Origin of the sequence: Octadecabacter sp. R77987, from assembly GCF_042466115.1 — a bacterium.
In the GTDB taxonomy this organism is placed as follows: Bacteria; Pseudomonadota; Alphaproteobacteria; order Rhodobacterales; family Rhodobacteraceae; genus SW4.
Genome location: NZ_JAXHBQ010000001.1, coordinates 569,261 through 593,854, shown reverse-complemented (window position 1 = coordinate 593,854; position 24,594 = coordinate 569,261). Strand labels below are relative to the sequence as shown.

At 61.1% G+C, this 24,594-nt stretch carries 22 protein-coding genes; 15 read left to right on the top strand and 7 right to left on the bottom strand.

Annotated elements, in window-relative coordinates:
* Window positions 1-3: 3 nt before the first annotated feature.
* On the bottom strand, window positions 4-2,163 hold the full coding sequence (gene purL, locus SJY21_RS02975) for a phosphoribosylformylglycinamidine synthase subunit PurL (protein ID WP_377505976.1): 2,160 nt from the start codon (window positions 2,161-2,163) through the stop codon (window positions 4-6).
* Window positions 2,164-2,289: 126 nt separating this feature from the next.
* On the opposite strand from purL, the gene SJY21_RS02970 reads away from it, so the two are divergent.
* Genes SJY21_RS02970 through SJY21_RS02960 form a run of 3 tightly spaced genes read left to right on the top strand, consistent with a single transcriptional unit; the run spans window position 2,290 to window position 5,173 of the window.
* Window positions 2,290-3,309, top strand: a complete 1,020-nt coding sequence (locus tag SJY21_RS02970) for a pyridoxal-phosphate dependent enzyme (protein ID WP_377505973.1) — start codon at window positions 2,290-2,292, stop codon at window positions 3,307-3,309.
* Entirely contained in the window at window positions 3,306-4,439 is a 1,134-nt protein-coding gene (locus SJY21_RS02965) for a M24 family metallopeptidase (protein WP_377505970.1), read from the top strand. Before SJY21_RS02970 ends, SJY21_RS02965 begins: the two co-directional genes overlap by 4 nt.
* Before the next feature lie 2 nt (window positions 4,440-4,441).
* Entirely contained in the window at window positions 4,442-5,173 is a 732-nt protein-coding gene (locus SJY21_RS02960) for an Asp/Glu racemase (RefSeq protein WP_377505967.1), read from the top strand.
* A gap of 176 nt (window positions 5,174-5,349) precedes the next feature.
* On the opposite strand, the gene SJY21_RS02955 is transcribed toward SJY21_RS02960, so the two are convergent.
* Window positions 5,350-6,258: a LysR family transcriptional regulator gene (locus SJY21_RS02955; RefSeq protein WP_377505964.1), complete on the bottom strand. Its 909-nt coding sequence runs from the start codon at window positions 6,256-6,258 to the stop codon at window positions 5,350-5,352.
* A gap of 162 nt (window positions 6,259-6,420) precedes the next feature.
* Between SJY21_RS02955 and SJY21_RS02950 the strand changes: the two genes are divergently transcribed.
* The 11 genes from SJY21_RS02950 (at window position 6,421) to SJY21_RS02900 (ending at window position 17,901) form a co-directional block, all read left to right on the top strand.
* Window positions 6,421-9,837, top strand: a complete 3,417-nt coding sequence (locus SJY21_RS02950) for an indolepyruvate ferredoxin oxidoreductase family protein (RefSeq protein ID WP_377505961.1) — start codon at window positions 6,421-6,423, stop codon at window positions 9,835-9,837.
* Window positions 9,838-9,924: 87 nt separating this feature from the next.
* Window positions 9,925-10,827: a lysophospholipid acyltransferase family protein gene (locus SJY21_RS02945; protein WP_377505958.1), complete on the top strand. Its 903-nt coding sequence runs from the start codon at window positions 9,925-9,927 to the stop codon at window positions 10,825-10,827.
* Entirely contained in the window at window positions 10,805-11,614 is an 810-nt protein-coding gene (locus SJY21_RS02940; RefSeq protein WP_377505955.1) for a glutamate racemase, read from the top strand. The genes SJY21_RS02945 and SJY21_RS02940 overlap by 23 nt, the downstream gene beginning before the upstream one ends.
* 58 nt (window positions 11,615-11,672) lie before the next feature.
* Window positions 11,673-12,698 carry an N-acetyl-gamma-glutamyl-phosphate reductase gene (gene argC, locus SJY21_RS02935; protein ID WP_377505952.1) on the top strand — a complete coding sequence of 342 codons (1,026 nt, stop codon included), beginning with the start codon at window positions 11,673-11,675 and terminating at the stop codon, window positions 12,696-12,698.
* Entirely contained in the window at window positions 12,698-13,144 is a 447-nt protein-coding gene (gene ccmE, locus SJY21_RS02930) for a cytochrome c maturation protein CcmE (RefSeq protein ID WP_377505949.1), read from the top strand. The genes argC and ccmE overlap by 1 nt, the downstream gene beginning before the upstream one ends.
* Before the next feature lie 56 nt (window positions 13,145-13,200).
* The gene (locus tag SJY21_RS02925) at window positions 13,201-13,812 is read left to right on the top strand and encodes a holin-associated N-acetylmuramidase (protein WP_377505946.1); all 612 of its coding nucleotides are present in this window, start codon (window positions 13,201-13,203) and stop codon (window positions 13,810-13,812) included.
* Window positions 13,803-14,360, top strand: a complete 558-nt coding sequence (locus SJY21_RS02920) for a holin family protein (RefSeq protein ID WP_377505944.1) — start codon at window positions 13,803-13,805, stop codon at window positions 14,358-14,360. The genes SJY21_RS02925 and SJY21_RS02920 overlap by 10 nt, the downstream gene beginning before the upstream one ends.
* Complete coding sequence (locus SJY21_RS02915) at window positions 14,350-14,553, top strand: pseudouridine synthase (protein WP_377505941.1); 204 nt, start codon at window positions 14,350-14,352, stop codon at window positions 14,551-14,553. The genes SJY21_RS02920 and SJY21_RS02915 overlap by 11 nt, the downstream gene beginning before the upstream one ends.
* An 88-nt stretch (window positions 14,554-14,641) precedes the next feature.
* Window positions 14,642-16,615: a heme lyase CcmF/NrfE family subunit gene (locus SJY21_RS02910; protein ID WP_377505938.1), complete on the top strand. Its 1,974-nt coding sequence runs from the start codon at window positions 14,642-14,644 to the stop codon at window positions 16,613-16,615.
* Complete coding sequence (locus tag SJY21_RS02905) at window positions 16,612-17,058, top strand: cytochrome c-type biogenesis protein CcmH (protein WP_377505935.1); 447 nt, start codon at window positions 16,612-16,614, stop codon at window positions 17,056-17,058. Before SJY21_RS02910 ends, SJY21_RS02905 begins: the two co-directional genes overlap by 4 nt.
* Window positions 17,059-17,124: 66 nt before the next feature.
* The gene (locus SJY21_RS02900) at window positions 17,125-17,901 is read left to right on the top strand and encodes an enoyl-CoA hydratase-related protein (RefSeq protein WP_377505932.1); all 777 of its coding nucleotides are present in this window, start codon (window positions 17,125-17,127) and stop codon (window positions 17,899-17,901) included.
* 4 nt (window positions 17,902-17,905) lie between these two features.
* Here the strand turns inward: SJY21_RS02900 and SJY21_RS02895 are convergent, their stop codons facing one another.
* The 4 genes from SJY21_RS02895 to gltX form a co-directional block, all read right to left on the bottom strand.
* On the bottom strand, window positions 17,906-18,337 hold the full coding sequence (locus SJY21_RS02895; RefSeq protein WP_377505929.1) for a hypothetical protein: 432 nt from the start codon (window positions 18,335-18,337) through the stop codon (window positions 17,906-17,908).
* A gap of 54 nt (window positions 18,338-18,391) precedes the next feature.
* A complete protein-coding gene (locus SJY21_RS02890) occupies window positions 18,392-18,886 on the bottom strand; it encodes a GNAT family N-acetyltransferase (protein ID WP_377505926.1) in 495 nt (164 codons plus the stop codon).
* A 36-nt stretch (window positions 18,887-18,922) separates the two neighbouring features.
* On the bottom strand, window positions 18,923-20,218 hold the full coding sequence (locus SJY21_RS02885) for a citrate synthase (protein WP_377505923.1): 1,296 nt from the start codon (window positions 20,216-20,218) through the stop codon (window positions 18,923-18,925).
* A gap of 95 nt (window positions 20,219-20,313) precedes the next feature.
* The gene (gltX, locus tag SJY21_RS02880) at window positions 20,314-21,717 is read right to left on the bottom strand and encodes a glutamate--tRNA ligase (protein WP_377505920.1); all 1,404 of its coding nucleotides are present in this window, start codon (window positions 21,715-21,717) and stop codon (window positions 20,314-20,316) included.
* 78 nt (window positions 21,718-21,795) lie between these two features.
* Between gltX and SJY21_RS02875 the strand changes: the two genes are divergently transcribed.
* A complete protein-coding gene (locus SJY21_RS02875; protein WP_377505916.1) occupies window positions 21,796-23,883 on the top strand; it encodes a ComEC/Rec2 family competence protein in 2,088 nt (695 codons plus the stop codon).
* On the opposite strand, the gene lexA is transcribed toward SJY21_RS02875, so the two are convergent.
* On the bottom strand, window positions 23,877-24,572 hold the full coding sequence (lexA, locus tag SJY21_RS02870; RefSeq protein WP_377505913.1) for a transcriptional repressor LexA: 696 nt from the start codon (window positions 24,570-24,572) through the stop codon (window positions 23,877-23,879). The two genes, SJY21_RS02875 and lexA, sit on opposite strands and share 7 nt — an antisense overlap.
* Window positions 24,573-24,594: the final 22 nt, after the last annotated feature.

Sequence of the window (24,594 nt, the reverse complement as noted above, 5' to 3'; positions counted from 1 at the left end):
AGATTAGCCGATCACGTCAAAAAATCCTGTGCGGTAAAGCGTTGCAAGCTCGGCGAGGGGGGCGTGGCTGTGGCCGATGCGGACATCGTGACCGGTAAAGCGGCCAACGGTTGTGATTGGCACATCTGCCTGACCGGCGGCGACCATCAAGGCTTCTGCTTTGTCGAATGAACAGGCGATCAGGTAGCGCGCCTGATCTTCGCCAAAGCAAAACGGCGTAGCGTCATCGTCCAGCGTGACACCCACGTTGCCTGCTTCGGCCAGCTCAAAGGCGGCGAGGGCGAGGCCGCCGTCCGACAGATCGGTGCAGACATCGATCAGGCCGTGGTTGGCGCGGATGAAATCACCGTTGCGTTTTTCCGCTGCCAGATCGACGGTTGGCGCGTCGCCGTCTTCGCGGTGGAACACTTCGGCGAGCAGGGCGGATTGCCCAAGGTGGCCGTGGGTTTCGCCGATTAGCAGCGCCACATGGCCTTCGCGCACGGTGCCTGCGATCAGGTCGTCGGCGTGTTTGATCAGGCCCACAGCGCCGATGGTCGGTGTGGGCAGGATGCCGGTGCCATCTGTTTCATTATAAAGGCTGACGTTGCCCGACACGATTGGCATATCAAGGGCGATACAGGCCGCGCCGATCCCTTTGATCGCGCCGACGAATTGCCCCATGATTTCGGGCTTTTCGGGATTGCCGAAGTTCATGTTGTCGGTGGTGGCCAGCGGCGTTGCGCCCACCGCCGTGAGGTTGCGATAGGCCTCGGCCACCGCCTGTGCGCCGCCCATTTCGGGGTTGGCCTTGACGTAGCGGGGCGTCACATCGCTGGTAAAGGCGATGGATTTGTCGGTGCCGTGCACCCGCACGATCCCGGCGCCAAGGCCCGGCGTGCGCAGCGTATCGGCCATGACCTGGCTGTCGTATTGCTCGTAAACCCAGTGCTTGCTGGCGTAATTGGGTGCGGCCAGCAGGGCGCGCAGCCCGTCGATAGCGTCAACTTGTGGCACGTCCGACAGCGGGAGCGCGGCAGGCGTTTCCACCCAAGGCCGGTCGTATTCGGGGGCCGAGCCGGACAGAGTGGCCAATGGCAGATCGGCTTTGACCACGTTGTTGTGCATGACGATAAAGCGGTCCTCGGCGATGGTTTCACCGACGATGGCAAAATCGAGGTCCCATTTTTCGAACACGGCGCGGGCTTCGGCTTCAAGTTCGGGTTTGAGGACCATCAGCATCCGTTCCTGACTTTCGGACAGCATCATTTCATAGGCGGTCATGTTGTCTTCGCGTTGTGGCACGTCTTCGAGGGTCAGCTTGACGCCCAGCCCGCCTTTGTCACCCATTTCAACGGCAGAACAGGTCAGACCCGCGGCGCCCATGTCTTGGATCGAGATCACAGCACCTGTCGCCATCAGTTCCAGCGTGGCTTCCATCAGTCGTTTTTCGGTGAAGGGATCGCCGACCTGAACGGTGGGGCGTTTTTCCTCGATGGTGTCGTCAAATTCGGCCGAGGCCATTGTTGCGCCACCAACGCCGTCACGGCCGGTTTTTGCGCCAAGGTAAACCACGGGCATACCCACGCCGGAGGCGGCGGAATAGAAAATCTTGTCCGTATCCGCGAGGCCGGCGGCAAAGGCATTCACGAGACAGTTGCCATTATAGGCAGAATGGAACCGCACTTCGCCGCCCACGGTCGGCACACCGAAACAGTTGCCGTAACCGCCCACACCTTCGACCACGCCGTGCACAAGCTGGCGGGTTTTCGGGTGGCTTGGTTCGCCAAACGAGAGCGAATTCATTGCTGCAATCGGGCGCGCGCCCATGGTGAACACATCGCGCAGGATACCGCCCACGCCGGTGGCCGCACCCTGATAGGGTTCGATGTAGCTGGGGTGATTGTGGCTTTCCATTTTGAAAACAACGCATTGGCCGTCGCCGATATCAACGATACCGGCGTTTTCACCAGGGCCGCAGATCACTTGCGGGCCTGTTGTGGGCAGGGTGCGCAGCCACTTTTTCGAGGATTTGTAGGAACAGTGTTCGTTCCACATGGCCGAAAAGATGCCAAGTTCCGTGAAGGTCGGCTCGCGTCCGATGATCTCGAGGATGCGGGCATATTCGTCGTCCGACAAGCCATGTGCTGCGATCAATTCGGGGGTGATGGCCGGTTCTTGCATGGTGACTCGTTCCTTGGGGCGCTTGGGTCCGGTTCTTAGTCCAAGGGCGCGGGCGGGGAAAGGGGCGTTGGCGCGATTGACCCGGCCCGCGCAATCGGGTGTGCTGCGTGAAACAGGGGGTGCGCAATGACATCAGTTGAAAACCGGTATCGCGGGACGGGGCTATCGCTGGGCGTGCCTGCGGTCAGCATTGATGCGGCAGCACCTGCAGCCCTTTTGGCGCGCTGCCCCGAGGCGGGGGAAACGCCGCTGGTGCGCAGTGATGCGATTGCCGCGGCAGCGGGTGTTGCGCAGGTCTGGATCAAGGATGAACGTGCGCGCATGGGGCTGGGCAGCTTCAAGGCGCTGGGGGCGGCCTATGTGATTGCCCATGATGCCTGTGTGGCCGGTCTGGACATGGGCCAGCGTTGTTATGTCACGGCCAGTGCGGGCAATCACGGGCTGTCGGTGGCCGCTGGCGCGCGGGTGTTTGGTGCGCGCGCGGTTGTCTATCTGGCGGACACGGTGCCGGAAAGCTTCGCAGATCGTCTGCGCGGGCAGGGCGCGGATGTGGTGCGCGCCGGTGCAATATACGAGGACAGCATGGCGGCGGCATCTTTGGCGGCGTTGGACAATGGTTGGCAGCTGTTGTCGGACAGTTCGTGGGACGGGTATGTCGAAGTGCCACATCGTTTGATGGAGGGGTATCTGGTGCTGGCGGCAGAGATCGCCGCGCAGATGGACCAGCCCCCGACACATGTGTTCTTGCAGGCGGGCGTGGGGGGGCTGGCAGCCGCCACGGCCGCTTATCTGCGCCACATCTGGGGGGACGGCCCGCAGATGATCGTGGTGGAACCCCAAGCGGCACCGGCCTTATTGGACAGTATCTCGGCGGGGCGTTTCGTGGCGGCAAGCGGCCCTGCGTCCTGCATGGGGCGGCTTGATTGCAAGGAGGCGTCCCTGATCGCCTTGCAGGGACTTAGCCGTGATGCGGATGCGTTCATGACGATCAGCGAGGATCAGGCGCAGGCTGTCTTGCCGCTGCTGGCCGATGCCGGATTGGCGACAAGTGCGTCGGGCGGCGCGGGGGTTGCGGCGCTGATGGGTGTGCAGCTTGATCCAAGCGCGCGGGTGCTGTGCATTGTCAGCGAGGAACCCGCAGCGTGACGATTACCGCAACAGAATATCAGGCCCGCGTTGCGCGTGCGCAGGCGGGCATGACGGCGGCGGGACTTGGGGCGCTGTTGCTGACGACCGAGGCGGATGTCCGTTATTTCACAGGGTTCCTGACGCGGTTCTGGGAAAGCCCGACGCGGCCTTGGTATCTGGTAGTGCCCGCGCAGGGGAATCCGATTGCGGTGATCCCGTCGATTGGCGCGGCCCTGATGGGCAAGACGTGGATCAGCGATATCCGCACTTGGGTGTCGCCTGATCTGGTCGATGACGGGGTGTCGCTGTTGATTGCCACCTTGCGGGATATTGGCGGCGATATCGGCACGCCTTTCGGGTTGGAAAGCCATGCGCGGATGCCTTTGGCAGCGCTGGCGCAGGTGCAGGCGGCTGTCACGCTGCGCAGTGATCAGGGGATCGTTGCGGGGCTGCGGGCGGTGAAATCGCCTGCGGAAATTTCCAAGATCACCGCCAGTTGCGCGATTGCGGGGCGTGCCTTTGATCGGGTGCCGGAAATTGCGCGCAAAGGCGTGCCGCTGTCACATGTGTTTCGCGATTTCCAGCGGCTGTGCCTTGAAGAAGGGGCCGATTGGGTGCCCTACCTTGCGGGCGGTGTCGGGCGGTTGGGATATGACGATGTGATCTCGCCCGCCACCGACGAACCGCTGGCGCAGGGCGATGTGTTGATGTTGGACACGGGGCTGATCCGGGACGGGTATTTCTGCGATTATGATCGCAATTATGTGGTCGGCGCGGCTGATCCTTTGGCCGCTGATGGTTATGCCTGTTTGCTGGACGCCTGCGCGGCGGGTCGCGCGGCGGCAACTGTCGGGGCCACGGCGGCGGATGTGTTTCATGCGATGCACGCGGTGATCGCGCAGGGGCCGGGGGTGGCGGGCAACGATCCGGGGCGGCTGGGGCATGGGCTGGGGATGCAGCTGACCGAAGGGCTGTCGCTGATCCCGACGGACCAGACGCCGCTGGCCGCTGGCATGGTGATCACACTGGAACCGGGACTAACGCTTCCCGGTGGCGGCTATCTGGTGCACGAGGATAATTTCGTGATCGACCCGCAGGGCGCGCGCCAGATTTCGCCGCCCGCTTGGCCCGAATTGCGAAGGATTTGAACATGGGGCAGGTGTTCGACTATGATCTAGGAGCGCGCATTTCACCTGCGTTGGGGCTGATCCTGTTGCAGCCAGATGAAACGCTGGAACATGAAATTCGCAGCGTTCTGGGCACCGATGTCACACTGCATTGCACGCGGGTGCCAAGTGCACCAACGCTAAGCCGTGAAAGCCTTGCGCTGATGGAAAACCAACTGCCCGCAGCGGCTGCCCTGTTGCCCGATACGGCGTTCAGCGTGATCGGCTATGGCTGCACATCGGGCACATCGGTGATCGGGGCCGCAAAGGTCGCGGATATGGTGCAATCGGGGCGCCGCGCGGCTGGCGTGACGGATCCGTTGACGGCATTAATTGCGGCCTGCAAGCATCTGGAATTGCAAAATATTGCGTTGCTGACACCCTATGTGATCGACGTGTCGCAAGGCCTGCGCGATGTGCTGTCGGATGCGGGTGTCGCCACGCCCGTGTTCGGGTCATTCAACGAAGCCGAGGAGGCCCGTGTCGCGCGGATTGATGCGGCGTCCCTGATCCACGCTGCCACCACACTGGGGCAAAGCCCGGATGTGGACGCCGTGTTCCTGTCCTGCACTAATCTGCGCACGCTCGATATCTTGCGCCAGATCGGGGGTGCGATCGGCAAGCCGGCCTTGTCCAGCAATCAGGTGCTGATCTGGCACATGGCGCAGCTGGCGGGGATCAAGGTGGATTTGGCGCGGTTCGGGCCAGCCCTGTGACAGAAAAAAGCCGGGCACTAAGGCCCGGCGAAGTCCAACAGGGAGGTTGAAGTGATGAGCGTCTAAGCATCATCGCCTTCGAGAGATCAAATAGGTGGCACTTTCGAGTCGATCAACCCTTTGCGCCCGAAAGAAATGGCAAACCCGTTATGCATTTTTCGCATAGCTGAACAGGGCTAGTCGTCGTCGCCCTCTGCGCGGGCCTTGCGCCGCTGCGCGGTGATTTCGTCCTGAATGAAATCGCGGAATGCGGCGATGCGTTTGGACTGGCGCAGTTCTTCGGGATAGGCAAGGAAAACAGGCACTTCGCCGCTTTCCACATCGGGCAGGCAGCGCACGAGACCGGGAATGTCCTTGGTGACATAATCGGGCAGCACGCCAACCCCCAGATCGGACCGCACGGCCTGCAATACGCCGAAATAGTTGTTCACGTTCAATCGCTTGGGCGCGTCATAGCTGAGCAGCAACTGGACCAGTTGCGCCCCAGCCGTCACCTGCGCCGAGGCCGGATTCTGGCAGATCAGGCGGTGGTTGCCGATCTCGTCCATTTCATCAAGCGGCCCTGACCGATCAAGATAGGCCTGCGAGGCATAAAGGCGCATGCGCACCGACATCAGCCGCTTGCGGATCAGGTCGGCCTGCGACGGTTCCTTCATGCGGATGGCCACATCGGCCTCGCGCATGGGCAGATCCAGCACCCGTTCTTCCAGCATCAGGTCGATGTTCAGGTCGGGGTAGCGTTCATATAGTGCGGGCAGGCGCGGCGCGAGCCAAAGCGTGCCGAAACCTGTCGTGGTCGTGACGCGGAGTTCGCCAAACACTTCTTCTTCGCTGTCGCGAATGCGCGCGCTGGCGGCTTCCAGACGTTTGTTCATGGATTTGGTGGCGTCAAACAGCAATTCGCCCTGTTCGGTCAGGATCAATCCGCGCGCGTGGCGGTGAAACAGGGTGGTGTTGAGCGATTCTTCCAGCGCGCGCACCTGCCGCGACACCGCAGATTGGCTGAGGTGCAGGATGTCACCCGCGTGGGTGAGACTGCCCGCATCCGCGACCGCGTGAAAGATTCGTAGCTTGTCCCAGTCCATCCCGACACCATTGATATATTGTTACCGCTCACACTTCATGAGAGTTACCTAGCGTATTTGCACGGGTTCAAACAGGTGTGACAGGGGAATTTTCCGGTTTGTAGGTCAGCATTTTTGACCTATGCTTGCCGCAAGACGTTCTAATCGCATGGGAGGTGCGTGATGGGTCGCCAGGATATCTCGCTGAATGATCGCTTTGATTTGGAAAAGTCGCCGGTGCTGTTGAACGGCACGCAGGCGCTTGTGCGTTTGATGCTGATGCAGCGCGCGCGCGACGCAGCGGCGGGGTTGAACACGGCAGGCTACGTGACGGGCTATCGCGGATCGCCACTGGGGTCGGTGGACATGCAGATGCAGCGGGCCGAAAAGCTGCTGCATCAGGCGCAGATCACCTTCCAGCCGGGTTTGAACGAGGATCTGGCCGCCACGGCCCTGTGGGGCAGCCAGCAGGCCGAACTGCGCGGCGAAGGCAAATATGACGGCGTGTTTGGCTTGTGGTATGGCAAGGGGCCGGGGATTGACCGCTCGGGCGATGTGATGCGCCATGTGAACATGGCCGGCACGTCGCCACACGGCGGGGTGATCATGGCGATGGGCGACGATCACACCGGTGAAAGTTCAACCACGTTGCACCAGTCTGACTGGGCGATGGTTGACGCCTATATGCCGATCGTGTCACCCGCCGGTGTGCAGGAAATCCTTGATTTCGGGGCTTATGCCTATGCGTTGTCGCGCTTTGCCGGTGTTTGGGTTGGCCTGAAAACCATGAAAGACACAGTCGAGGTCACATCCGTTGTGGATGGCGATCCCCACCGGATGCAGTTTGTCACGCCTGATCTGGAATTGCCCGAGGGTGGCTTGAACATCCGCCTGATCGACACCCCCGTTGCCCAAGAGGCACGCATGATTGACCACAAACGCTTTGCCGCCGAAGCGTTCAGCCGTGCCAACAAGATGGACAAACGCGTCTGGGGGCAGCCCGGTGCGCGCATCGGGTTGGTCGCCGCGGGCAAGAACTGGCTTGATCTGGTGCACGCGCTTGATCTGTTGGGGATTGATGAACGTGACGCCGAACGGCTGGGCATCACGACCTACAAGGTCGGGCAGGTCTGGCCGCTGGATATGGTCGGGTTTCACGACTGGGCCGAAGGTCTGGACCTGATCATCGTCGTCGAGGAAAAGCGCAAGCTGATCGAGGTGCAGGTCAAGGAGGCGCTGTTTGATGACCGCGCGGGACGGCGTGTTTACGGTTGGCACAAGGGCAATTCCTATGTGAACGGGCGGCGCGAGGAACTGTTCCCGACCCGCTATGCGCTTGATCCGGTGATGATCGCGCAAAAGCTGGGCGAGGTGCTGATCGCGGAAGGCTGCGAGACGGACCGCATTCACGCGGGGCTGGCGCAGATCAGTGCCGCACAAGGCGCTGACAATGCACGCGATATCGTGGCGCGGCGGCCCTATTTCTGTTCCGGCTGCCCGCACAATACCAGCACCAAGGTGCCCGAAGGTGATCGTGCCTATGCCGGGATCGGCTGTCACTATCTGGTGCAATGGATGGACCGGAATACGGTCGGCTATACGCATATGGGTGGCGAGGGCGCGAACTGGGTTGGCGAAGCGCCGTTTTCCACCCGCGATCATGTGTTCCAGAACATCGGCGATGGCACATATAACCATTCCGGCGTGCAGGCGATCCGCTTTGCGGTGATGGCGGGGGTGAATATCACCTACAAGATCCTGTTCAATGACGCTGTTGCGATGACCGGCGGGCAGGGAAATGACGGCGGTTTGACGGCCGACCAGATTTGCCGCGAGTTGCTGGCGATGGGGGTTAAGAACGTCGCCTTGGTCTATGATGAAAAAGAGGAAATGGAATTCGGGTCATTTCCTGCGGGGATTACCCGCGATCCGCGCGCGAAACTGGATGCTGTGCAGGAAAGACTTAGCAAAACCAAGGGTGTATCGGCCATTGTTTATGTGCAAACCTGTGCCGCTGAAAAACGCCGCCGCCGCAAGCGCGGCGCCTTTCCCGATCCTGACAAACGTGTGTTTATCAATACGGATGTTTGCGAAGGCTGTGGTGATTGCGGGGTGCAATCCAACTGCGTGTCGATTGTGCCTGTGGACACGGAACTGGGCCGCAAGCGGGCAATTGACCAGTCCAGTTGCAACAAGGATTATTCCTGCGTGAACGGGTTTTGCCCGTCCTTTGTCACGGTCGAAGGGGCGCAAATCCGCAAGGAAGCCGCGACTGAACTGGTGCTGCCGGACATGCCAGACCCCGTGCTGCCCGCGATCAACGGCACCCACAATATCGTCATCACCGGTGTTGGGGGCACGGGTGTTGTGACCATCGGCGCGGTGCTGGCGATGGCGGCGCATCTTGATGGCAAGGGTGCCAGCATGATGGAAATGGCGGGAATGGCCCAGAAAGGTGGCGCCGTGCATCTGCATTGCCGACTTGCCAATGATCCAAGCGATATCAATGCGATACGGGTCGCTTTGGGCGAATGTGATACCTTGATCGGTGGCGATCTGGTGGTGTCAGCCGGGGCGATGACCCTGGGGTTGATGCAAACGGGGCGCACCAAGGGCGTTGTCAATTCCCACGAAATCATGACGGGTGATTTTACCCGCGACACGGATTTTCGCATTCCGTCCGATCAGCTTGCCCTTGCGCTTGAGGCGCGCTTGCGTGACGGGCTGGCGATGTTTGATGCAAGTGATCTGGCCAAAACGGCCATGGGCGACAGCATTTATTCCAACATGATGGTGTTTGGCGCGGCCTGGCAGATGGGGGCTGTGCCGCTGTCGGGCGATGCGATCCGCGAAGCGATCCGCCTGAACGGCACTGCGGTCGCGCGCAATCTGCGCGCCTTTGAAATTGGCCGCTGGGCCGTGCTGCACCCAGACGATGCGGGGCGGTTGGGGCAGGCGGATGTCGCGCAATTGCCCAAGACACCAGATGAAAAAATCGCCTTTCGCGCGGATCATTTACTGGCCTATCAGGGGCCGAAACTGGCGGCACGCTATCGTGATCTGGTCGCGCGGTTCACGGATGATGATCTGCGCAAGGCTGTCGCTTTGGGCTATCACAAGCTGTTGTCTTACAAGGATGAATACGAAGTTGCGCGCCTGCTGACACAGACCCGCGCCAAGGCCGAGGCCGAATTTGCCGGCGATCTGAAGCTGACCTATCACCTTGCCCCGCCAGTCTTGTCAGGCACGGCGTCCGATGGGCGCCCGAAAAAGCGGGCGTTCGGGGCTGCCTTTGCCAGACTGTTCCCGATTCTGGCCCGTCTCAAGGGGGTGCGCGGCACGCCGTTTGACCCCTTCGGGTATTCAGGCGAGCGCAGAATGGAGCGTGCCTTGATCACGCAATACGAAGCCGACATGGCCGAGGTGTTGAAAATCCTGCGCCCCGATACCCGTGACGCGGCGATTGCCTTGGCGCAATTGCCGTTGCAAATCAAGGGCTTCGGCCCCGTCAAAGCCAAAGCCGCGCAGGCGGCGGCCAAACGGCGCGAGGAATTGCTGGCGGTCTTGCGCGCGCCGGAAACACGCGCGGCGGCGCAATAGTTTTCAGTGTCATGGTTTTGCAAAGTTAAGTGGTTATCCCTTTGACATGCACTTATAAGTGCTCGCAGAGCAGACCAAAAAGCAGCCATGCCGCAAAGACAGATTGCCCGTGACATCAGCTATGCCAGTTCGGCCGCCACGCGGGGCGGGCGCGCTGTCATCCGCGTTCTGGAAAATACCACCGGCAGACTGCGCCTGATCCGCAAGGTGCGCGGCTATGATGACGAGGTCGCAGAGGGCGCGGATTTCTGGGAGGTGATCACGCGGCGCTATGGTCTGGACCTGAACGTGATCGGCGGCGATTTGGCGGATATTCCGGCCACTGGTCCCTTGGTTCTGGTCGCCAACCACCCGTATGGCATTCTGGACGGGTTGATGATGGGCCGCATTCTGTCGCAGCGCCGCGGCGGTGATTTCCGCATTCTGGCAAATGACGTGTTTTGCAAATCCCCTGATCTGGAACGGGTGATCCTGCCGATTTCCTTTGATGACACCAAGGAAGCGGCCAAGCTGAACCTTGAAACCCGCGCCGAGGCGCTGCGCTATCTGGCCGCGGGCGGGGCGATCGGTGTGTTTCCGGGGGGCACGGTTTCGACGGCGGCGCGCCCGTTTTCGCGCGCGATGGACCCAAGCTGGCGCACGTTCACGGCCAAGATGATCGTCAAAAGCGGGGCCACGGTGGTGCCGGTCTTTTTTGCCGGGTCCAACAGCCGGTTGTTCCAGCTGGCCAGTCATCTTCACGCGACCCTGCGACTTGGCATGTTGATTCGCGAATTTCGCGCCCGCGTCGGCCAGCCGGTCGATGTGGTTGTTGGCCAGCCTTTGGATGCATGCGCCTTGGCACCCTACCGGCACGACCCCAAAGCATGCATGGATTTCCTGCGCAAAGCCACGTATGAGCTTTCTCCAACGCCCGTGGCCACAGATGCGCTGGGGCACGAGTTTGACAGCAAGCAAAGGGCACGCAATGGCGGTCGGCATATTCGATAGCGGTTTGGGTGGGTTGACGGTTCTGGATGCGCTGCAAAAGCGTCTGCCGGATGTGCCGTTTGTCTATTACGGCGACAATGCCAATGCGCCTTACGGGGTGCGTGATGCCGATGATGTTTTTGCCCTGACCAAGGCCGCCGTTGAACACCTGTGGGATAATGGTTGCGATCTGGTGATCCTTGCCTGCAACACCGCAAGTGCGGCCGCCCTGCGCCGGATGCAAGAGGGCCACGTGCCAGACGGAAAGCGTGTGCTGGGCGTCTTTGTGCCCCTGATCGAGGCGCTGACCGAACGCCAGTGGGGCGACAATTCCCCGCCGCGCGAGGTAGCCATCAAGCATGTGGCGCTGTTTGCCACACCTGCGACCGTGTCCAGCCGCGCATTCCAGCGCGAGTTGGCGTTTCGCGCGATTGGTGTCGATGTGGAGGCCCAAGCCTGCGGCGGCGTTGTCGACGCGATTGAGGAGGGCGACATGATTTTGGCCGAAGCATTGGTGCGCAGCCATGTGGATGCCCTCAAGCGCAAGATGCCGTCGCCGGATGCGGCCGTGCTGGGCTGCACCCATTATCCGCTAATGGCGGATGTGTTCCAGCAGGCTTTGGGGCCTGAAGTGCGGGTGTTTTCGCAGGCCGAACTGGTTGCCGAAAGCCTTGCCGATTATCTGGGGCGGCGTCCTGAAATGATCGGTGGCGGTGAAAGCGCCTATCTGACCAGCGGCAAACCGGCCAAGGTATCAGACCGCGCCACGCAGTTCCTGCGCCGCGAAGTTGTTTTTACCGCCGCCTGAGGCAATCTGCGCGTTGAATCGGGGGCGCGGGCCCCCTAAATCCTGATCAGGAGCATCTATGACCAAATCCGTCGCCATCCTTGGGGCTTCCGGTTACACGGGCGCCGAACTTGTCCGCATCATCGCGGGCCATCCTGACATGGAAATCGCGGCCCTGTCGGCGGATCGCAAAGCGGGCATGGCGATGGCCGATGTATTCCCGCATCTGCGCCACTTGGACCTGCCGGAATTGCAAACCATGGACGCGATTGATTTCAGCGGGATTGATCTGGCCTTTGCCGCCTTGCCGCACGGATTGATGCATGCATTCGCCAAGTCCATGCCCGATCATTTGAAAGTGGTCGATCTGTCAGCTGATTTCCGGCTGCGTGACGCGGATGCCTATAAGGCATGGTATGGGCTGGATCACACGGCGATGGATTTGCAGCCCGACGTGGCCTTTGGCCTGCCCGAGTTTTATCGCGATGACATCGCGGATGCGCGGATCACCGCGAACACGGGGTGTTATGTAGCGACGACCTTGTTGCCGTTGATTCCGTTGTTGCGGGCTGGTGTGATCGCGCCGCAAGGCATTGTTGTTGATGCGAAATCCGGCGTGTCGGGCGCGGGACGTGCCCCGAACGAGGCTACATTGTTTTCCGAAGTGAACGAAGGGTTCAAGGCTTACGGCGTTGGTGCGCACCGCCATATGGGCGAGCTGGATCAGGAATTGTCGCTTGCGGCGGGCCGGCCTGTGACGGTCAGTTTCACGCCGCATCTGGTGCCGATGACGCGCGGGATGCAAGCGACGATTTATGCGGCGGGCGACGCGAACGCTGTGCATGATACGCTGGTTGCGGCCCATCAGGACGCGGCATTTGTCGACGTGCTGCCCATGGGTGAGGTGCCACAAGTGCAGCATGTGCGCGGGTCGAACCGGTGCCGGATCGGCGTGATCAAGGACCGGGTAAAGGACCGTGTGATCGTGATTTCCGTGCTGGACAATTTGATGAAAGGTGCGTCGGGGCAGGCGGTGCAAAACGCCAACCTGATGCTTGGACTGGATGAAAGGGCGGGGCTGATGATGGCACCGATGTTCCCGTAATGCGCGGGCTTAAGAAACAACGCCGGATTCAGGTGATCGTGCTGGCCTTTGTGGCGCTTGCGGGGTCAACGGCCCTGATCGGCTGGGCCATGTCGGACGGGATCAACTATTTCCGCTCGCCCAGCGAAGTGATCGCCGAACCGCCGCGCGAAACCGAAATGTTCCGCATGGGCGGGCTGGTGGCCGAAGGCAGCATCGTGCGCGGCAGTGGCACCGAGGTCTCTTTTGTCGTCACGGATGGCGGGGCCGAAATTCCGGTGACGTTTACGGGCATTCTGCCGGACCTGTTTGAAGAAGGTCAGGGCATGATCGGGCAGGGCCGCTACGTTGATGGCACCTTTGAAGCCGTTGAAATCCTTGCCAAACACGACGAGACCTATATGCCCAAAGAGGTCATCGACGCGTTGCAGGAACAGGGCGTTTACCAGACACCGGACGGTAGCTAGACCCCGCATTAACGTTTGCACGGCAGATTTTGTCCCGCATCACAGCGGGGCAGAGCATGCAGGACGTAACCCAAATCGCACAACAGATCGTCGCCCGTGAAGGCGGCTATGTGGATGATCCCGACGATCCGGGCGGGGCGACGAATTTCGGCGTGACCATCGGCACGATGCAGCGTCTTGGGCTTGATCTGAACCGCGACGGGCAGGTCGATCGGGAGGATGTCGCGGCCCTGACGCAACGCCAGGCAGTGGCGATTTTCGTGCAGCACTACTTTGAACGGCCGGGCATTGGCGCCTTGCCGATGGTATTGCAGCCATCCGTTTTTGATATGTATGTCAATGCCGGCACGAATGCGATCAAGATATTGCAGCGCCTTTTCAATGATATGCGAATCGAAGTTGATGTTGACGGCGTGATTGGCCCGCAGACGATTGCGGCGGCCAAACGGGCCGAGGCTGCCGCGCCCGATCATCTGGCGGATGCATACGGGATTGCGCGGCGCAATTATTATTACGCCTTGGGCGATGCGCGCCCCGCTAGCCGCAAATATGCGCGCCGCCGTGACGGTGGCAAGGGTGGCTGGATCACGCGGGCCGAAGAATTCATCTCGCCAAGGTATCACCTGACAGACGCGGCGCACCGCGCACGGGTGGCGCCGTGGGGTTGATCGGGCGGATTTTCAGCGCCGTGTTCGGGGACGGACGCAACATGATCGTCGAAACCGCGCAGGTGTTTCGCGAAAACGCCGAAGCCGCAGGCCAGCGCGGGGCGGATGTGAAACAACAAGCCATGCGCCAGTTCGCTGCGGAATTTGCCACGCCGCGGCGCGGGATGTTTGACCGGCTGGTTGATGCGCTGAACCGTTTGCCGCGCCCGATGCTGGCGTTCGGCACGCTGGGGCTGTTCGTCACGGCGATGGTTGATCCGATCTGGTTTGCCAGCCGGATGCAGGGAATAGCATTGGTGCCGGAACCGCTTTGGTGGCTGATGGGGGCGATTGTCAGCTTTTATTTTGGCGCGCGTCATCAGGCCGTTGGGCAGCAATTTCAACGCTCTATCGCGGAAACCGTGTCGCGTGCAGGCGAAGTGACGCGCAATATCCGCGCCCTTGATGCACTGGCGGCGGGCGCGCAATTGGCCCCGCCCGATCCGGTGGATGCGCGCGCCGATGGCAACCCCGCACTGGCAGACTGGCAGGCCCGCGATGACAGATGACTGGATGCGTGAAGTGGAAAAGCGGATCGCGAAACTGGAAATGCAGGCGGCCATTGAATCGGTGCACCGCGCCAATGTGGAGCAGCGCCTGTGCGCGATCGAGGACACGTTGAAATGGCTGGTGCGGTTGATCATCGGCACGTTGTTGATGGCGGCCATTGCCTATGCGTTGCGCGGCGGATTGTCGATCTAGCGGGCCTGCGCGGTTTTGCTGCACCTTTCAGCGCAGAAGTAAGCGGGTTTTGATTTTGCCTGCCGCGATCATGGGCTAGGTTGGGCGCATGATTACAGAACTTGGACATTTCGCACTGATTCTGGCCTTTGTGATCGCCATCGTGCAGATGGTCGTTCCCATGGTCGGCGCAGCAAAGGGCTGGCGCAACTGGATGGCCGTTGCCGAACCTGCGGCCACGGTGCAATTCATCCTTGTGGGGTTTTCCTTTGTGGCGCTCACATGGGCGTTCGTGACCTCGGATTTTTCGCTGCAACTGGTGTTTTTGAATTCGCACAGTGACAAGCCGATGATCTACAAAATCTCAGGCGTTTGGGGCAATCACGAAGGGTCAATGCTGTTGTGGCTGTTGATCCTGACGTTGTTCGGGGCCTGCGCGGCGTGGTTTGGCGGCAATCTGCCCGAACGTTTGCAGGCGCGGGTGCTGTCGGTGCAAGCCGCTGTTGGCGTTGCCTTTTTCGCGTTCATCCTGTTTACGTCCAACCCGTTTGCGCGCCTTGCAGAGCCACCCTTTGACGGGCAGGACCTGAACCCGTTGCTGCAAGACATGGGCTTGGCGTTTCACCCGCCGTTTCTTTACCTGGGCTATGTGGGCCTTTCCATGTCGTTCAGTTTTGCCGTCGCCGCCCTGATCGAGGGGCGCGTGGATGCGGCCTGGGGCCGGTGGGTGCGCCCCTGGACCTTGGCCGCTTGGCTGTTCCTGACCGTGGGCATCGCGCTTGGATCGTGGTGGGCTTATTACGAGCTTGGCTGGGGCGGCTTCTGGTTCTGGGATCCGGTTGAAAACGCGTCTTTCATGCCATGGTTGATCGCCACGGCCCTGCTGCATTCCGCCATCGTTGTGGAAAAGCGCGAGGCGCTGAAGGCCTGGACAATCCTGTTGGCGATCCTGGCGTTCGGCTTTTCGCTGCTGGGCACGTTTATTGTGCGCTCGGGGGTGCTGACCTCGGTGCATGCCTTCGCCAATGACCCTGAACGCGGCGTGTTCATTCTGGCGATCCTCGTGGTGTTTCTTGGCGGCGCGCTGACCCTGTTTGCGGCCCGCGTGCAGGCGCTGGAATCCAAGGGGGTGTTTGCCGCCGTCAGCCGCGAAAGCGGGATCGTGCTGAACAACATCTTGTTGTCGGTATCGGCGTTCGTGGTGTTTGTCGGCACGCTTTGGCCGCTGGTTGCCGAACTGCTGTTTGAACGCACCCTTTCGGTTGGTCCGCCGTTCTTTGATGCGGCGTTTTCGCCATTCATGGTGGTGTTGGCGCTGGTTTTGCCGATTGGCGCGATGCTGGCGTGGAAGCGGGGCAATATTGCCCGTGCGGCGCGTCCGCTTTGGCCTGCGGCCGTGCTGGCGATTGCGCTGTGCGGCCTTGCCTTTGCGATGCAAACGGGCCGGTCGGCCCTTGGGCCGATTGGTGTGTTGCTGGGCGTCTGGGTTGTGGCGGGCGCGGCGATTGATTTGTGGACGCGCACCGGGCGCGACAGCGTTGCGCATCGTTTTGGTCGCCTGACACGGTTGCCGCGCGCCGATTGGGGCAAGGCCGTGTCACATGCGGGCATGGGTATCACGATCTTTGCTGTGTCGGCCCTGACCGCGTGGCAGCAAGAGGATATCCGCGTGGCCGAAATCGGGGATCGTTTCACGGTTGGCGCCTTCGAGATTGAATTGCGCAGCGTCGAACGTGTTCAGGGCCCGAACTTTGTCGCCACGCAGGCGGAAATGCTGGCCTATCGCAACGGCCGCCTGATTGCTGATGTGTTTCCCGAAAAGCGGTTCTATCCGGTCGCGGCCATGCCCACGACCGAAGCCGGGATCGACAATGGCATCCTGCGTGACATCTATCTGGTGATCGGTGATCCGCAAGAGGGCGGCGGTTGGGCCGTGCGCACATATATCAAGCCCTTTGCCAACTGGATTTGGGGCGGTGCGATTTTCATGGCCATTGGCGGGCTGATTTCCCTGTCTGACCGGCGCTTGCGGGTTGCGGCGGGCGCGGCCAAGGCGCGCATGCGTGAGGTGCCTGCAGAATGAAACGGTTGCTGTTGATCGCCCTGTTGCTGGCCACGCCCGTGTTTGCGGTGCAGCCCGATGAAATTCTGGACGATCCGGTGCTGGAACAGCGCGCGCGCGATCTGTCGCAGGGCCTGCGCTGCCCCGTCTGCCGCAACGAAAGCATTGATGAATCCAACGCGGATCTGTCGCGTGATCTGCGGATATTGCTGCGCGAACGGCTGGTTGCGGGCGATACCGACAGCGAGGCAGTGCAGTTCATCGTGGACCGGTACGGCGAATATGTGCTGCTGCGCCCCGACAATACCGGCGCGAACCGTCTGCTGTGGGCGGCGGGGCCGGTGATGCTGATCCTTGCCTTGCTGATCGGCTTGCGTGTGGTGCGCGCCCGTGCCCGCGCAACGCCGGCGGCCGAGTTGGACGCCGACGAACAAAAGCGTCTGGACGAGATTTTACGCTCGTGACGCATGGTTTCGCTTTCCTGAACGGATCAGTTCAGTAGGGTGGCGCAAACTGTCAAAGGATCCCCCATGGACTATCAGGCCATCACCCTTGCTATCCGCGATGATATCGCCACGCTGACGCTGAACCGCCCTGACGTGATGAATGCGCTGAACACGCAAATGCGCGCTGAAATCACCCACGCGGTCAAGGATGCCTCAGCGCGTGCGCGCGTTTTGGTCATGACGGGGGCGGGGGCTGCGTTTTGTTCGGGGCAGGATCTGGGGGATGGCGGCAATGCGGCCAACCTTGATCTTGAGCGCACGCTGCGGGACGAATATGTGCCGATGTTGCGCGCCATCATGGACAGCCCGATCCCGACGATTGCCGCCGTGAACGGGGCGGCGGCGGGGGCTGGCGCGAACCTTGCGCTGGCCTTTGATGTGGTGATTGCGGCGGATGATGCGGTGTTTATCCAGGCCTTTGCGCGCATCGGCCTGATCCCCGATGCCGGTGGCACCTATTTCCTGCCCCGCCAGATCGGCATGGCCAAGGCCATGGGCGCGGCCCTGTTCGCCGACAAGATCACGGCGCAACAGGCCTGCGATTGGGGCATGATTTATGAAACCGTCCCGACCCGCGACTTTGCCGACCACTGGCAGGCCCGCGCCGCCCATCTGGCCAAGGGGCCGACAACGACCTACCGCCACATCAAGGATGCGATCCGCGGATCGTTTGAAAACACGCTGGACGATCAACTTGCGCTCGAGGCGCGCTTGCAAGGCGCCTGCGGCAAGACCCGCGATTTCAAAGAAGGCGTGCTGGCATTTCTGGAAAAGCGACCGGCGAATTACGAAGGCCGCTAGGCGCTTATAACACCCGTCGGCCCGAGAGATGTCCGGCAATGGTCCGTTTACCATCGTGTTGGTGGATCGCGATGTTCAGCCTGAGAATTGGCAGGGACAGCATCGCAATGACACTTGCGCGATCCGACATCGGCATGATCCAGTGTTTCCCCCAGCGCCCGTTGATTTTTTCCCAACTGGCGTGCGGGGCGCGGGCATCGTCAAACACAATGTAGATCGTGCAGGGTTCGGTCGTGTTCGGCACCACGGCGTCAAGCTTGACATAGTTGTCCGTCTTTCCGGTCGAACTGACCTGTGTCGCGGTATAGACCTCGCCCAGCGGGATCGAAATGCGCTGGAACTGATCGTCACCATTGTTGCGCGGCTCAATGCCAAACACCTCTTCGCACCATGCGATGAATTCATCCGGGAAATCGCTTTGGCTATCACCACCCATTTCACTCTCCATTTGATAACAATCGGGCGATGGTGCAGGCTGACTGCCCTTGGGTCAACCGCGCGGTAGCGCGAAATAGACGCTGTGCACCCAGACCCCGTTGATGCAGAAGGTGTTTTTCGCGCGGTGGGTTTCCTTGAACCCCAGTGAGGCGAGCAGGGAAATGGATGCGGCATTGTCGGGGTCAACATCGGCCGTCAGGGCAGGGGTGTCGGTCAGGGCAAAAAGGTAGGGGATGATCGCCTCCATCGCCTCGCGCGCGAAACCCTTGCCCCAGAATTCAGGGTGCAGGATGAACCCCACTTCGGGCATCGCATAGGCGCCGCCCTTGCCGATCACGCGGCCACGGCATTCCCAGACGAAATCGGTGCCTTCGTCCTTCATGGCCACCATATTGGCGACCCATTTGATTGTTTCGACCTTGCTGGCATGGGGCGGGGTGGACCAAAAGCGCATGGCGCGTGCATCGCTCAGGATGTCGCAAAATGCATCCACGTCATCCATCGTCGCAGGGCGCAGCAGCAACCGCTGCGTGCGCAGGACCGTCACAGCAAAAGGGCCGCGCGTTGGCGGCCCTGTGTGCGTTTAGCGATCTTCGATGTCGACATAGTCGCGGGCCGTGTCGCCCAGATACAACTGGCGTGGACGGCCGATTTTCAGCTGCGGATCGGCAAGCTGTTCCTTCCACTGGCTGACCCAGCCCACCGTGCGCGACATGGCAAAAATCGGCGTGAACATGGACGTGGGGAAACCCATCGCCTCGAGGATGATACCGGAATAGAAATCCACATTCGGGAACAGTTTCTTGTCGGCGAAATACGGATCGGCCAGTGCCTGTTTTTCCAGTTCCTTGGCGACTTGCAGGATCGGATTGTCCTCGACGCCCAAGAGGTCCAGCACCTCGTCGGCGGATTGTTTCAACACCGTCGCGCGCGGATCGAAGTTTTTATAAACGCGGTGTCCAAAGCCCATCAGGCGATAGCTGTCGTTCTTGTCCTTGGCGCGGGCGATGAATTCGGGAATGCGATCTACCGTGCCGATTTCCTTGAGCATCTCAAGACAGGCTTGATTTGCACCACCGTGGGCCGGCCCCCACAGGCAGGCAATGCCGGCGGCGATACAGGCAAAGGGGTTCGCACCCGAGGAGGAGGCCAAACGCACGGTCGAGGTCGAGGCGTTCTGTTCGTGATCGGCGTGCAGCGTGAAAATCCGGTCCATCGCGCGGGCCAGCACGGGGTTCACGTGATATTCTTCGGCAGGGACCGAAAAGCACATGTGCAGGAAGTTCGACGCATAATCGAGATCATTGCGCGGATACACAAACGGCTGGCCGATGGAGTATTTATAGGCCATCGCGGCAATCGTCGGCATTTTGGCGATCAGCCGGATGCTGGCCACTTCGCGCTGGTGTTCATCATTGATGTCGGTTGAATCGTGATAGAACGCCGACATCGCGCCCACCACGCCCACCATGGTCGCCATCGGGTGCGCATCGCGGCGGAACCCACGGAAAAACATGTGCATCTGTTCGTGGATCATCGTGTGATTGGTGATCAGTGCCTCGAATTTTTCGAGCGTCTGGGCCGAGGGCAGTTCACCGTAAAGCAGCAGGTAGCACACCTCGAGGTAGTGGGATTTCGCTGCCAACTGGTCAATCGGATAGCCGCGGTGCAGCAATTCGCCCTTGTCACCGTCGATAAAGGTGATCGTGCTGTCGCAGGCCGCTGTCGAGGTAAAGCCGGGATCGTAGGTGAACACACCGGCCTGTCCGTAAAGTTTGCGGATATCAATGACATCCGGTCCGGCTGACGGGGAGTGCAAGGGCAGATCGTAGGATTTGTCACCAATTTTCAGTGTCGCGGTCTTTGCTGTGTCAGCCATTCGGGTGCCCCTTTTTAGGTGGCGACGGAGGTTTACCGTCGCGGCGTGTTTTCGCGGTCAAAAACTGGTTAACGTCAAAGTATGACGAAAAGGTTTCAGCCCGCGGCGTCTTTCAGGCGGGCGAGTGTTTCGTCGCGCCCAAGGACAAGCATCATGTCGAAAACGCTGGGGGTTGCGGCACGCCCTGCAAGGGCGGCGCGCAATGGTCCGGCAAGCTTGCCAAGTGTCATCCCGTGCCCCTCGGCAAGGTCCGCCACGGCAGCCTCCAACGTCTCGCGGTTCCAGCTAGCATTTTGCAACTGCGGCGTCAATTCTTTCAGTATACCACGGGATACATCATCAAGGTTCCTGGCGGATTTCTCGTCCGGCACAATCGGGCGGTCCGCCAGCAAAAAATGTGCTTTATCAATGAGTTCCGGGAATGTTTTGGCCCGTTCCTTCAGGCAATACATCCCCCGCGACATGCGGTCACGCCGGGTGTCGTCCAGGGGGGTGGCACCCGTTGCTGCCAGGAAGTTTTCCAGTTCATGCAGCAGTGCAGCATCTGTTGCGGCTGCAATATGCTGACCGCAGATATTATCAAGCTTCTTGAAATCAAACCGCGAGGGCGATTTGCCGATCCCGTCCAGATCGAACCATGCGCGCGCCTGTTCATCGGTGAAAAACTCGTCGTCCCCGTGGCTCCACCCCAGACGGGTCAGATAGTTGCGCATACCCGCCGCCGGATAGCCCATCGCCTGATATTCGGCCGCACCCGTCGCGCCGTGGCGTTTTGACAGTTTTTTGCCGTCTGGTCCGAAAATCAGCGGGATATGCGCCAGCACTGGTTTGTCCCAGCCCATCGCATCATAGATCAGGTTCTGGCGAAAGGCATTGGCCAGGTGATCATCGCCGCGAATGATATGGGTCACGCCCATGTCGTGATCATCAACCACCACCGCCAGCATATAAACCGGCGTCCCGTCCGAGCGCAGCAGGATCATGTCGTCAAGTTGGTCGTTTTGCCATGTGACATCGCCCTGCACTGCGTCGTGCAAGGTTGTGGCGCCTTCGCGGGGGGCCTTGAGGCGCACCACATAAGGCAGATCGGGGTGATCCGCGTCCGCCACATCGCGCCAAGGCGAGCGATAAAGCGTCGAGGTTTTGGCTTCGCGGGCCTGTTCGCGAAAGGCTTCGATCTCGTCTTGGGTGGCGAAACACTTGTAAGCGGCCCCTTTGGCCAGCATTTCATGTGCCACGTCGGAATGGCGGGCGGCATTGGCGGCTTGCGAGGTCGGCTCACCGTCCCAATCCAGCCCCAGCCATGTCAGCCCGTCCAGAATGGCCTGCCGGTTTTCCGGGGTTGATCGGGTTTTGTCCGTATCCTCGATCCGCAGCAGGAACTTGCCACCACGCCCGCGCGCATAAAGCCAGTTGAACAACGCCGTGCGTGCGCCACCGATGTGCAGCGCACCCGTGGGCGAGGGGGCGAAACGGGTGACGACGGGGCGGTCGGACATGGGGAAATTAACCTTTCGCTAACCAAGACGGGCCTAAAGTCTGGCCTTGGGGATACTAAGGCGAGGGTCAGAGGACAAGTGGGCCTGACACAGCATTTGCAGGCGATGATCCTTGCGCAGCGCGGGCATATGTTTGGCTGGGTGCCTGTCGCGCTGGCCTGTGGCATCGGTTGGTATTTCACGGTGAAGGTCGAACCGGGGTTTGCGAGCTACGCTGTCGTGACGGTGGCAGGGGCGGCGGCGCTGGTTCTGGCGCGCTTTTTGCCGCTGATCCTGCGTCCATTGTGTTACTTTGTCGCCCTCGTGGCCCTCGGGTTTGTTCTTGCGGGGTCGCGCGCGCACCGTGTGGGCGAACCGGTGCTGGGCTGGCGCTATTATGGCCCGATAGAAGGGCGGATCGTGGCGATTGATCGCTCGGTCAGTGATGTGGCGCGTTTGACGCTGGATCGGGTGGTGCTGGCGCGTGTATCGCCCGATCGCACGCCGACCCGCGTGCGCGTCTCGCTGCATGGCGATAGGGCTTACATCACACCTGAACCGGGGATGGTGGTGATCCTGACGGGGCATCTGTCGCCGCCCTCTGGCCCGGTCGAGCCGGGCGGTTTCGATTTCCGGCGCATGGCGTGGTTTGATGGGCTGGGGGCCGTGGGCTATACGCGCACGCCGGTGTTGCAACTGGCCCCGACCGATGGTGCGGGCCTGTGGATTTACCAACAGCGCGTGGCCCTGTCCGCATGGGTCCAGCGCGCGATTCCGGGCGAGGCGGGGGCCTTTGCCGCCGCGATCATGACAGGGGATCGCGCGGCGATGGGGCAGGATACCCTGCGCGACTTGCGCGCGTCCAACCTTGCGCATTTGCTGGCGATATCGGGCCTGCATATGGGGTTGTTGACAGGCTTTGTGTTCGCAGCGCTGCGGTATGGTCTTGCGCTGGTCCCTTATGTCGCCCTGCGCTGGCCCCTGCGCAAGATCGCGGCTGTTGTCGCCCTTGGCGTCGGGGCCGGATATCTGGCGTTGTCGGGCGGAAATGTCGCCACGGAACGCGCTTTTATCATGGTCGCGGTGATGTTCGTCGCAATCTTGTTGAACCGGCGCGCGTTGACCCTGCGCGCGGTGGCGATGGCAGCGGTGATCGTGCTGGTCTTGCGCCCAGAGGCGTTATCCGGCCCCGGTTTCCAGATGTCATTTGCCGCGACCACGGCGTTGGTCGCGGTGTTTGGAATGCTGCGTCGCGTTGATCAATCGCGCGTCCCGAAATGGGTGCGCGCGGTGGGCGCGGTTTTCGTGTCGTCACTTGTGGCAGGGCTGGCCACGGCCCCCTTTGCAGCGGCGCATTTCAACCAGTTCGCGCAGTTCGGGTTGATCGCCAATCTTCTGAGCGTGCCCTTGATGGGGGTCTTGGTCATGCCCGCTGCGGTTGTGGCGGTTTGCCTCGCGCCCTTGGGGTTGTCGCAGGTCGGGTTCGTGCCGATGGCTTGGGGGTTGCGCTGGATCTTGGGCGTCGCGGACCGTGTCGCCAATCTGGACGGGTCCGTCAGCCATGTGCGCGCGCCTGATCCTGCGGTTTTGCCGCTGATCGCCTTGGCAGGGTTGATTGTGGTGCTGTGGCAGGGGCGGTTGCGTTGGTCGGGGCTGGTTGTTGGGCTTTTGGCCGCGATGTTGTGGGCGCAGACGGAGCGCCCCGCCTTGCTCATCGCCGAAAGCGGCGGTTTGATTGGCGTGCTGGGGCCCGAAGGGCGCGATCTGAACAAGGCGCGCGGTGACGGGTTTTCCGCCGAAATCTGGCTTGAGAACGATGGTGCGCCTGTGACGCAGGACGCCGCCTTTGCGCGGGGCGGGATGGAGACCCAAGACAGGATCAGCCGTGCCATGCTGGGCGGGCAGCAGGTGTTGCATATGACAGGTGCGCGCAATCTGGCCGCGCTGACGGACTGCGGTGGTGCAGATATTCTTGTTACCAATCAGGAGGTTGCAGGCCGTTCTTGCACCATTGTCGACATCAACGCCCTGCGTCGTGACGGGGCAGTGGCGGGCCATGTGGTCGATGGCGCGCTGGTGCTGGAAACGGCACGCGCGCGCACCGGTGACAGGCTGTGGAACACGCCGGAATTGCGCAACGCCCTTGGGCCACGCCGCAATCTGTTCGCCTTCATGTCAGGTCAGTAAGACCGGATCAGCCCGACAAGCTTGCCCTGCACCTTGACCTGATCATCGCGGAACACGCGGGTTTCATAGGCGGGGTTGGCGGCTTCAAGCGCGATGGAGGCACCGTTGCGGCGATAGCGTTTCAGGGTCGCCTCGGCGTCCTCGACCAGTGCCACAACAATATCGCCATTATCGGCGTGGCTGGTTTCGCGCACGATCACTGTGTCGCCATCGTTAATACCGGCGTCGATCATCGAATCGCCTTTGACTTCAAGGGCATAGTGTTCGCCCGCGCCCAGCATCGACTGCGGCACGGCCACGTTGTGCGAGACTTCGGAAATCGCGGCGATGGGCACACCGGCGGCGATCCGGCCCATCACGGGCAATTCAACAGCGCCTGCGGTTTCAACGGGCATGGCGTTGTGGGGCGTGCTATCGGGGCGATCCCCGTCAATCACGCGCGGGGTAAAGCCGCTGGTGGCTTCGCCGCCCATCGATTCAGGTAGCTTGATAATTTCAAGTGCACGGGCGCGGTGGGCAAGGCGGCGGATAAAGCCACGTTCCTCAAGCGCCGTGATCAGCCGGTGGATGCCCGATTTCGAGCGCAGATCAAGCGCTTCTTTCATTTCGTCAAAGCTTGGGGGGACGCCATCGCGCTGCACCCGCTTCTGGATGAATTCCAACAGGTCGAGCTGTTTCTTGGTCAGCATGATGTTCTCCTGATCTGCATAC